We start from the raw sequence: 10,545 nt of genomic DNA on the forward strand, positions 1-10,545 counted from the left end.
CTGGCATGTATATGCTCTGGTTGCTTTAGGTCTGGCGATTATTTATCTCTTTCCTTTGGTTCCCAAATTAGGAAAATTACTCCCCCTCTCCACTTGTCTGCATCATTGCGATCACATTACTGGCAATCGCTTTAGGAATTGATGTACGGACTGTGGGTGATATGGGGTCTTTACCTGACACACTTCCAATGTTTTTGATTCCAAATATTCCTTTCAATATTGAAACATTGATGATTATTTTGCCTTACTCGGTAGCACTGGCGGCTGTAGGTTTACTTGAATCGATGATGACAGCAACCATCGTGGATGAAATGACAGATACGCCAAGTGATAAATATCAGGAATGTAAGGGACAAGGGATTGCGAATATTGCTTCTGGCTTTATGGGTGGCATGGCCGGTTGTGCCATGATTGGTCAATCTATGATTAACGTAAAATCAGGCGGCCTTACACGCTTATCAACATTCTCTGCGGGTATTTTTCTTCTTATTCTGGTTGTATTTATTAGTGACTGGCTCAAAGTGATTCCAATGGCTGCATTGGTAGCGGTGATGATCATGGTCTCGATCAGTACCTTTGAATGGAGTTCTGTCACTCAGTTAAAAGATAATCCTAAGAGCAGTAATATCGTCATGATTGCGACCGTAATTGTAGTTGTTGCTACGCATAACCTGGCTCTAGGTGTATTAACGGGCGTATTGCTTTCAGCCTTGTTCTTGGCGAATAAACTTGAAAATGATATCCAGGTAACAGCATCTTTTGAAGGAACAGCCCGTTTATATGATTTGAGAGGTCAGATCTTCTTTAGTTCTTCTGAAAAATTCATGCAAGGTTTTGACTTTAAAGAGAACGTTAAGGAGGTCATTATTGATCTGACGCACTCTCATATTTGGGATGTGACGTCTGTTGCGATGCTTGACTCNTATGATTTGAGAGGTCAGATCTTCTTTAGTTCTTCTGAAAAATTCATGCAAGGTTTTGACTTTAAAGAGAACGTTAAGGAGGTCATTATTGATCTGACGCACTCTCATATTTGGGATGTGACGTCTGTTGCGATGCTTGACTCTGTTGTCTGCAAATTCCAGAAAAACGGGATTAAGGTTACTGTGCGTAGTTTAAATGAAGCAAGTTCTATCATGATTGATAAATATGGGACACATGCCAAGATTTAAGGTTAGGAAATTCTATTCATAGGTAGAATTTCTTAAATAAAGATAATTAGTTTTAATTCAAAAACCACATGCTGTTTCTAAAAGCCCATCTATTCTTAGTTGGGCTTTTTTATATTTATATTCATAAACTTGGAATATTGAAATTCTATTGAATCGATACTAATAAATTTAAGGATTTTGTAGATTAAGTTAAAAACCAGAATATGTAACAAAATTTTAGAATGTAGAAGAAGCGTTACTTTAAATTAAAAATAGAACACTGCCAGATACACTACATCATCTTTACAGGTCGAGTGTGAGGGATTCGCAGATCAAGCGATATGTCCTTTACTCAGTAAATTAAATATTTAAAACCTTAAAGAGAGTATCTTTTGCAACAATTTAACTTTATTCAAAATCTTCAAGAATGGTCTAATCAATACCCCTGGTTAGAGATGGTTTCCTCCTTCAGTATTGTGATTTTTTTGGCAATCCTCGCTAATTTTTTTTCCAAACAAGTCATTGTACGTGGCATACGCAAGCTTATTTCGAAAACAGGCTTTGGCAATAACGACATCGTTACCCAATATAGTGTAATACAGCGTATAGCGAATATTGTACCTGCACTGGTGATCATGAATGGGATTTCTACAGTTCCTCACCTGTCAGATAAAGTTGAAAATTTTGTGCAAATGGGCACACAGGCTTTTATATTCTTGACTATTGCACTGGCAATATCAGAATTTCTCAATATTTTTAACCTGATTTATCAGCGTAATCCTAAATCTAGAAACAAACCTATTAAAGGATACCTGCAGTTAGTAAAACTGATTATTTATGTGGTCTGTGTCCTGATGATTATTGGCACGTTCCTAGATAAAGATGTGTTTACTTTACTGGCAGGTTTTGGAGCAATGGCAGCCGTATTGATGCTGGTGTTTCAAAATACCATCTTGTCTTTAGTCGCATCTGTACAAATTTCTTCGTATGACATGGTGCGTATTGGTGATTGGATTGAAATGCCATCACTAAATGCAGATGGTGATGTCATTGATATCTCCTTGCATACGGTCACAGTACAAAACTGGGACAAAACACTCACCACGATTCCAACCAACAAACTGATTACTGATACCTTTAAAAACTGGCGAGGCATGCAGGATGCGGGGGTAAGACGGATTAAACGTTCATTGCTGATCGATCAAAGCTCCGTGCATTTTATGACGTCTCAAGAACAAGACAAGCTGAAAAATTTCTTATTACTAGATCACTATCTCAATAGTAAAAATGAGGAACTTGAACAGTCCAATCAGCAGTTAGTCAATCAGTCTCAATATAACCACCGTCGTTTAACCAATCTTGGTACTTTCCGTGCTTATATTGAGTTTTACTTGAAACAACACCCAAGCATAAACAATACAGAAGCGTTGATTATTCGCCAGTTACAACCGACTAGCGAAGGTTTACCTTTAGAAATTTATGCCTTCACTCAAACCGCGCTCTGGAAGGAGTATGAAAATATCCAGTCAGATATTTTTGATCATTTAATTGCGATTATTCCTGAGTTTGGCTTAAAACTGTATCAAGCACCTTCCGGTACAGACTTCAGGCAATTGGCAATCACGACTTCAGAAAGGCTTGAATATAACTAAGGCATTATATTGTGAAGCTCAGCAATCTCCATCCTCTAACAATTCTGAAGTACTAAATGAAGTTCTAGCACCTAATCCGTTTAGTTCTTTACATCAAATAGATAGTTAAACATGAGAGCTGCTTTCTTTTAAATAAGTAGCTCATCTAATAATTTTTCTTCTTTTGGAGCTTTGTTCCAATACAAAATATGGGGGGAATTATGCCTTCGAAAAACGAATCCTGGTTTGATAATGTCAATCCAAATGTTTTTTTGAGTACCGTTGCACTCATTTCTGTTTTTTTGACATTTGTGATTTTTACGCCCGCAGCATTTGATCTGATTACACAGCAGCTAAATCAATGGATTACCCATTCATTTAGCTGGTTCTATGTGTTGTCTGTCGCAATATTTTTGATCGTACTCGCGTGTATTGCCTTATCGAAAATAGGGCAAATCAAACTTGGCCCCGATCACAGTGAACCTGAATATAAAAACAGCTCCTGGTTTGCCATGCTTTTTACTGCGGGGATGGGCATTGGTCTAATGTTTTTTGGGATTGCGGAGCCTGTCATGCACTATGTCAGCCCACCAACCGGAACGCCCGAAACCATTCAATCAGCGCAACAGGCGATGAGAATTACGTTTTTCCATTGGGGCTTACATGCTTGGGCAATTTATGCCTTGGTAGGTTTAAGTCTGGCATATTTCTCATTCAGACATAACTTACCTTTAAAAGTTCGCTCAGGTCTATATCCGATCATTGGCAAACGTATTTATGGACCGATTGGAGATGGGATTGATACCTTTGCAACGATTGGTACCATTTTTGGTATTGCGACGACATTAGGATTTGGAGTCACCCAGATCAGTTCGGGCTTGAACTACTTATTCGGTTTGCAGAACAGTTTGCAGACTCAAATTCTTTTGATTGTTGTGGTCAGTATCCTTGCATCCTTTTCAGTTTTTTTAGGGCTGGATAAAGGAATTAAACGGTTATCGGAGCTCAATATCATTTTGGCAGTGATATTACTCCTCTTCGTCTTCTTCGCCAGTTCAACCATTTATATTTTACAGACCACGATCCAGAATATTGGACAGTATGTTTCCAATTTATTTGTGATGACTTTCAATCTTTACGCCTATCAGCCAACTGGCTGGATTGGAGGTTGGACGATCATGTACTGGGCTTGGTGGATTTCCTGGTCACCTTTTGTCGGTATGTTTATTGCCCGCGTATCTCGTGGCCGTTCAATCCGTGAATTTATTGTAGGCGTGTTATTGATTCCGACTGGATTTACATTGGTTTGGATGGGTTTTATGGGGAACGCTGCATTATTTAGCATTCTGTTTGGAAATCATTCCAGTCTAGTATTGGCTGTAGAAAAAGATTCTTCTGTTGCCTTATTCGAATTTTTAAAGACTTTACCTCTCTCTAGTGTATCCAGTCTGGTTGCTACCCTCCTGATCTTCCTGTTTTTTGTTACTTCGGCTGATTCAGGAGCCTTGATCACAGATTACCTTACGGCTAAAACGGAGCACTCCCCTGTTTGGCAACGTTTGTTCTGGACAGCTGTGATTGCTGTTCTTTCTATTATCTTGCTGATCGTTGGTGGTTTAAGTGCCTTGCAATCTGCAGTGATCATGAGTGCCTTGCCTTTTACTTTCATTATGCTGTTATTGTGTTGGGGGTTAATCAAGGCACTACGTTTAGATGTCTTAAAAGTACAGGCCCTACAAAGTGCTAGGATCACACCACGAGCTATACAAAACCCAAGAAGCTGGCAACAGCGTCTAGGTTTAATTATGCATTACCCACATTCTAAAGCCGAAGTAACGGCCTATATTCATCAGAATGTTCATCAGGCTTTTCAGAACATAAAACATGAATTTCAGCGCCGGAATCTGGATGTTTCAATCCGTGAGGTTGATGGGGGGCTATTACTGAAAGTAGATCATCAAGATGAAATCAACTTCATCTATCAAGTCGTGGCTACTGAAACACGAGCTCCGAGTTTTATGCTCGATGACGAAAGTAGCCTCTCTCAGAAATATTACAAAGCGGAAGTTTTTCTAAAAGAAGGGGGGAAAAACTACAATGTCATGGAATGGACACAAGAAGATTTACTCCAGGACATTATTGATCAATACGAACGCCACTTGTATTTTTTAAATGTAGTCCGTAATTAAACAATCTACATAGCAGTTCAAATTAACAAGTATTAGTTTGAACTGCTATCTTTTTGATTAACAATATCTTGATTTACCAAAAAATTTAATAGTACAGCATCCGTCTTCATTCTAACCTTGAACCAATTTTCAATGCGAATTTGATCTTCACTCGATAGTGGTTCAGATGTTCTCACACTAAGTTGCAGTATTTGCTTTTGATTGGGATCAGTCGGTAAATCAATGCCTTGTCCTAGAAAAATAGAGCTTACAGTGGGATGCTGTGCACGTAGCTCTGCAAAAACATCATTTGCATTGGCAAATAAAGCATTTTTCACCCTTAATTCTTGCTGTAATTGTTTTACCTGTTCATCCTTTTGGCGCAGGGCTTCTTGTCCATTCAGATACAAATCACTCAATACCCCAGATTTTAAGGCAGTCACATCAACCTTATCATCATTGGTTTGATGCACAATAATTTTAGTTCCTTCGAGATTTGCAACAGCAAGTCTCCTTTCAATATTCTGCAACGTCGCCTGACTTAAGGGCAAACCGACTAAAGCCAACTCAATGGTCCGTGTCTTGCTATCAATTTTTGAACTGGCGACTTGTGTTTCTTTAAAGGTAAATTCTTGTGTAATGAATTTGTTGGCAGTTGATTTAAAAACTTCTTCATTAACTAATTTAGTCGCCAGATAGGCACTTGGAATTGCGGTCACTATTGCGATCATCAGCAAAGATATTTTTACACATCTTTCTACTTTTTCGTCAGCAAAACTATGTGGCTTTAACCTTAAAATCCGGATACCGATAATAGTTGCCAAACTGATGAACACACAATTGATGGTATATAAATACAGTGCACCACCAACAAAGCTCCACTGTCCAGTTGCAATACCAAATCCAGCAGTACAGACAGGTGGCATCAATGCTGTAGCAATCGCCACCCCTGGAATAACATTTGATTTTTCTTCTCGAGTGATCCCAATGATTCCTGCCAATCCACCAAATAATGCGATGAGCACATCCCAAACGGTTGGGCTAGTTCGTGATAAAAGTTCAGATTGTGCATTATCGAGGGGTGATATCGAGAAATATAGAGTGGATACGACCAAGCTGATCAGTGTTGCAATACCTAGGTTGAAGAGTGCCCGTTTTACCAGTTTAAAGTCATAAACTGCTACACCCAGCCCCACCCCCATGATCGGTCCCATAAGTGGAGAAATTAGCATTGCGCCAATAACCACGGCTGTTGAATTGATATTTAATCCGACTGATGCAATAAAAATAGCGAATATTAAAATCCAGGGAATGGCTCCTGATAGCTCAATCCCATCACGAATACGACGCTCGATTTCATCATCTTCTGCCTTATCTGCCAGCAGACTAAAGCGATGGCGTGCACGTCTTAATCTACTTGTATAATTAAAGGAGGAGTTGTGTTTATTAGAGGTGTTGGTCAATTTAACATCCTACTTTTTATCCATCTGTGGAAAGACCTTTAATCTCAGTCGATTTTTGGTCCTCGTGATTACCTTAGAGTGAGAAAATGAAACATTCCAGAAAACTAACTTTACTCAAAATTACAAAAAAGTCTTAATATCTCCTGCGATTGATTAATTAATAAACATAAATGTTTCATTTCTTATAATCGTTTCATCAAGTTATCAGTTCTCCTTATGATTTGTCAGATTGTAGTGTTACAGTAAGAGGGATTATAAGTGCTTAAATTTAATAATGATATTATTCATGGGGCAATTTTCGACATGGATGGAACCATGTTTGATACTGAACGTTTACGTTTTCAAACCTTGAAGCAAGCATCTCAGGAATTGATCGGTGTTTCATTTAGTGATGCTTATTTAATGGCTTGTCTGGGACTCAGTGCAAGTAGTGCACATCAACTAGCCAAACAGCAGTATGGGGACGATATCCCTTATGCAGAGATCCGACAACGAGCTGATGAGCTTGAACTCGAAAGTGTCAGAAGTTTAGGTGTACCCATTAAAAAAGGGTTGGTACAGGTACTAGAACGTTTACGTAAATCTGGTTTACGCATGGCAGTTGCGACATCAAGTCGTCGCTTAATTGCTGAAGAATATCTGATCAATGCCAACGTTTATAAATTCTTTGATGTACTGGTGTGTGGTGATGAAGTACAGAAAGGTAAACCACATCCGGAAATTTTTCTTTCCGCTGCTGAAAAACTCAATTTACCTACATCAGAATGCTTAATGTTCGAGGATTCGGAAAATGGTATTACTTCAGCCTATAATGCTGGTGGGGTTACCATCTTGCTACAAGACATCAAGGAACCTAATTCCAACATGCTGGCCAAAACAGATTACTTTTTTGAAAGTATGTATGACTGCCTGCATCAATTGGATCAACATACACTAAACTTGGAAATGCCAACACTTCAAGAGTCTTTTCCACAAAGTCTGAATCAATTGACCGTTGGCATTCATGGATTTGGTGCGATTGGCGGTGGCTTCATGGCACAGATCCTGTCCCACTGGGATGGCTATACACGTCCAAAGCGAATCTATGCCTCAACCCATAATTCCTTGTATCGTTCAGCAGTGAATGCCTTTGGCAGTTACTGTATTCGTTATGGCCAGCTTTCCTATGATGAACGTATTGAAAATATGCATATCATTGATGCGGGTAATATTGAACAGATGCAGGAGATGTATATTGCCTCAAGCATGATAGCTGTTTGCTTGCCGGAACAGGCGATTGCAACTGAGGCCAGAACAATTGCCCAAGGCTTATATGCCCGTCATATTGCCAATAATGAACAGTTCACGAATCCTTTAACCGTCCTCATTATCTTAAATAAAATCGGTGCTAAACACTTATTGCTTGAACATGTGCATAGCGCTCTGGTTGAAATTACAGCTCCAGACATTGCTGAGCAGATTTTAGAGCAGCATTATTTCTGTGATACGGTCGTTAACCGAATGGTTTCCAAATTGACCGACCAAAACCTTTACCGTCAGTTGCGTATTAAGTACAACATTTTTAAGCAATACCAACTCGATCACGACCTTGATCATGCTGATATTGAAGATGCTACCCGTTTGAATCCTGAACAGGAAAGGTTAGCTTCAATGTATGTCGAAGAGATGTGCAGTAACTTTAAACCCAGCCATATTTTGCAGACCATGGACTTGATTCTATTCCATGCAGAAGTGGACATGCCGATTTACGTAGAAAATAACAGTCCCTTGCTAGGCAAAATGCGTCAGATGGTGTTGGTGGATGATATTCAGGAAATTCAGTTGATAAAAAACAGGTTATGGAATGGTGTTCATGCCATGACTACCTGGTACGCAACACGCCTCGGCTACGAAACGATTGGTTTAGCTATGGCAGACCCAAAAGTGAGAGAGTTTATGGAGGGGCTTCTTGAAGAAGTGAAGGCTGGGCTTACCCTTACCCTACCACATCGCAAAAATGATCTTGATGATCTGGCAAAAAGCTTTATTAATTCTTGTGTCAATGCCTACAAAGATCCGTGTGAACGTGTAGCACGTGATCCTTTACGAAAGTTAGCCGCTTCAGAACGCGTCTTGGGATCAATTGCTTGTAATATTCAGCAGGGCTTACCTTACCAGAACTTAAGTCAAGGTGCCTTATATGGTTACTACTACTCTATTCAGCAAAAAGATATTAGCTATGGTGAAGCAATTGAACATCTTAAAATTCAGTTAGGGCAATCTGGATTAAACGAGCAACATCAGCAAACCCTACAGCGAAATATTGAAACACAGTTAGCTCAATTGCTCCCGGCTAAACATAAGACGCACAATCCTCATTGTGTAGACCTAGCAAAGCAAATGGATCATAGCCTGACCTGATTGTGTCATAGGATTTAACCAGAATAGAATAAACTCATATTTATGAGGTCAAGCATGCTTGACCTCATGTGTACAATAATTTCCCAAGGATAAATTTAACAAGCCGACTTCATTTTTTAAAATATTTAAGTTTTGAAGTGACTGATAAAAATATAAGCTAAAACTCCACACGCAATTGAGAAAGGCACAACGACAGCTAACCAAATACTAAACTGACAACTTAAATTTTGAATCAATTGTGCAGATGGAGTTTCATAAAATGGTTATGTGTGTCTAGAGTTGGCACTGTTGCAAATAGCTGCTGATGGTAAGCTAAATCGTTTTTAGCTAAAGGTTTAACCTATGAATCCCTTCCATGGTCGGCATTTTCAGGGCGAAATCATCCTTTGGGCTGTGCGCTGGTATTGTAAATATGGCATCAGCTATCGTGAACTTCANAGCTGCTGATGGTAAGCTAAATCGTTTTTAGCTAAAGGTTTAACCTATGAATCCCTTCCATGGTCGGCATTTTCAGGGCGAAATCATCCTTTGGGCTGTGCGCTGGTATTGTAAATATGGCATCAGCTATCGTGAACTTCAGGAAATGCTTGCCGAACGTGGTGTAAAGGTTGATCACACCACTATTTACGTTGGGTTCAGCACTATGCTCCTGAAATAGAAAGACGCTTACGCTGGTACTGGCGTAATCTTAGTGATCTGAGCTCATGGCATATTAATGAAACTTATGTAAAAGTGAATGGACAATGGTCTTATCTGTATCGTGCAGTCGATCAACGTGGCCATACCATTGATTTTTACCTTTCTTCTAGACGTAATACCAAATCAGCCTATTGTTTTCTTGGAAAATTTTAAATAATGTAAAGAAATGGCAAATTCCACGGGTGATTAATACGGATAAAGCACCCACATATGGACGTGCTTTATCATGGTTAAAACAGGAAAGAAAATGTCCACCAGACCTTGAGCACAGGCAGGTTAAGTACAAAAATAAAGTGATCATGGCAAGCTAAAGCGGATCATCAGGACACCCAAATATAGCCCTGACGTAAATCCAATAGAAAAAATGTGGGCTCAAGTCAAATCGGTTAGGAAAAAATTTAGGGTTAAAGATATTGATCTATTGTTTAAAGATTACTGTGACAATTTATTTGGAATTTAGCTATCTTTTTAAAGATTCTCTTTTATTTCTTAAATTTACTTCTTTTAAATCACAAAAAAAACCTGCATCTTGGGGAAAATGCAGGCTGAAAACCTAAAGATTATTTCTGTGGAGAAATTAATCCCTATTAATTTACTAGGTATTATATATGAAATGAATCACATTATATACCAAATTTACAAACGGGATAGCTACTACCCTCTTGGATAATTGAATAGCTGAATAGCCACTGAATAGCCACCAAAATTCTAGACACACATAACCATCTTTTGGACTGCCACCACTCTCCTAGACAAATATCGTCTATTCTTTTTGCACAGGAGAAAACATTATGAGTGGACAACGATATACCCCAGAATTTAAAGACGAAGCTATAAAATTAATTACTGAACGAGGATATTCTGTCACTGATGTAGCGGAACGTTTAGGTGTATCACAACACAGCATTTATAAATGGCTAAAGGCGCTACAGCCTTTACGTAACAACTCTGATGAACATGAACTACTCGAAGCAAAGAAAGAAATCCTACGTCTTAAAAGTCAGCTTAAACAGACTGAAGAGGAACGGGATAT

General features: G+C 38.9%; 5 protein-coding genes and 5 pseudogenes (1 of these 10 only partly in view). 9 read left to right on the plus strand and 1 reads right to left on the minus strand.

Going from position 1 to position 10,545, the window contains the following annotated elements; genetic code table 11:
* The 4 genes and pseudogenes from H4I94_RS15120 to H4I94_RS15135 all read left to right on the plus strand — a co-directional run.
* Nucleotides 1-908: pseudogene (locus H4I94_RS15120) on the plus strand (SulP family inorganic anion transporter); the annotation flags it as partial.
* 15 nt (nucleotides 909-923) lie between these two features.
* Nucleotides 924-1,172: pseudogene (locus H4I94_RS15125) on the plus strand (STAS domain-containing protein); the annotation flags it as partial.
* Nucleotides 1,173-1,543: 371 nt separating this feature from the next.
* Nucleotides 1,544-2,803: a mechanosensitive ion channel family protein gene (locus H4I94_RS15130; protein WP_086197749.1), complete on the plus strand. Its 1,260-nt coding sequence runs from the start codon at nucleotides 1,544-1,546 to the stop codon at nucleotides 2,801-2,803.
* Between the two features lie 200 nt (nucleotides 2,804-3,003).
* Complete coding sequence (locus H4I94_RS15135; protein ID WP_131274757.1) at nucleotides 3,004-4,971, plus strand: BCCT family transporter; 1,968 nt, start codon at nucleotides 3,004-3,006, stop codon at nucleotides 4,969-4,971.
* Between the two features lie 32 nt (nucleotides 4,972-5,003).
* Here the strand turns inward: H4I94_RS15135 and H4I94_RS15140 are convergent, their stop codons facing one another.
* Nucleotides 5,004-6,413: a TIGR00341 family protein gene (locus H4I94_RS15140; RefSeq protein WP_261183626.1), complete on the minus strand. Its 1,410-nt coding sequence runs from the start codon at nucleotides 6,411-6,413 to the stop codon at nucleotides 5,004-5,006.
* 258 nt (nucleotides 6,414-6,671) lie between these two features.
* Between H4I94_RS15140 and mtlD the strand changes: the two genes are divergently transcribed.
* The 5 genes and pseudogenes from mtlD to H4I94_RS15160 all read left to right on the plus strand — a co-directional run.
* The gene (mtlD, locus tag H4I94_RS15145; protein WP_086197751.1) at nucleotides 6,672-8,813 is read left to right on the plus strand and encodes a bifunctional mannitol-1-phosphate dehydrogenase/phosphatase; all 2,142 of its coding nucleotides are present in this window, start codon (nucleotides 6,672-6,674) and stop codon (nucleotides 8,811-8,813) included.
* A 342-nt stretch (nucleotides 8,814-9,155) separates the two neighbouring features.
* Nucleotides 9,156-9,236 (plus strand): annotated as a pseudogene (locus H4I94_RS15150) (IS6 family transposase); the annotation flags it as partial.
* Between the two features lie 61 nt (nucleotides 9,237-9,297).
* Nucleotides 9,298-9,837, plus strand: a pseudogene (locus tag H4I94_RS15155) (IS6 family transposase); the annotation flags it as partial.
* On the plus strand, nucleotides 9,832-9,972 hold the full coding sequence (locus H4I94_RS16350) for a transposase (protein ID WP_180043564.1): 141 nt from the start codon (nucleotides 9,832-9,834) through the stop codon (nucleotides 9,970-9,972). The pseudogene H4I94_RS15155 and the gene H4I94_RS16350, both read left to right, overlap by 6 nt.
* 331 nt (nucleotides 9,973-10,303) lie before the next feature.
* Nucleotides 10,304-10,545 (plus strand): annotated as a pseudogene (locus H4I94_RS15160) (IS3 family transposase); it runs 1,063 nt beyond the window's last position.

The organism is Acinetobacter sp. T_3_1, assembly GCF_025377055.1.
Classification (GTDB): Bacteria; Pseudomonadota; Gammaproteobacteria; order Pseudomonadales; family Moraxellaceae; genus Acinetobacter; species Acinetobacter kookii.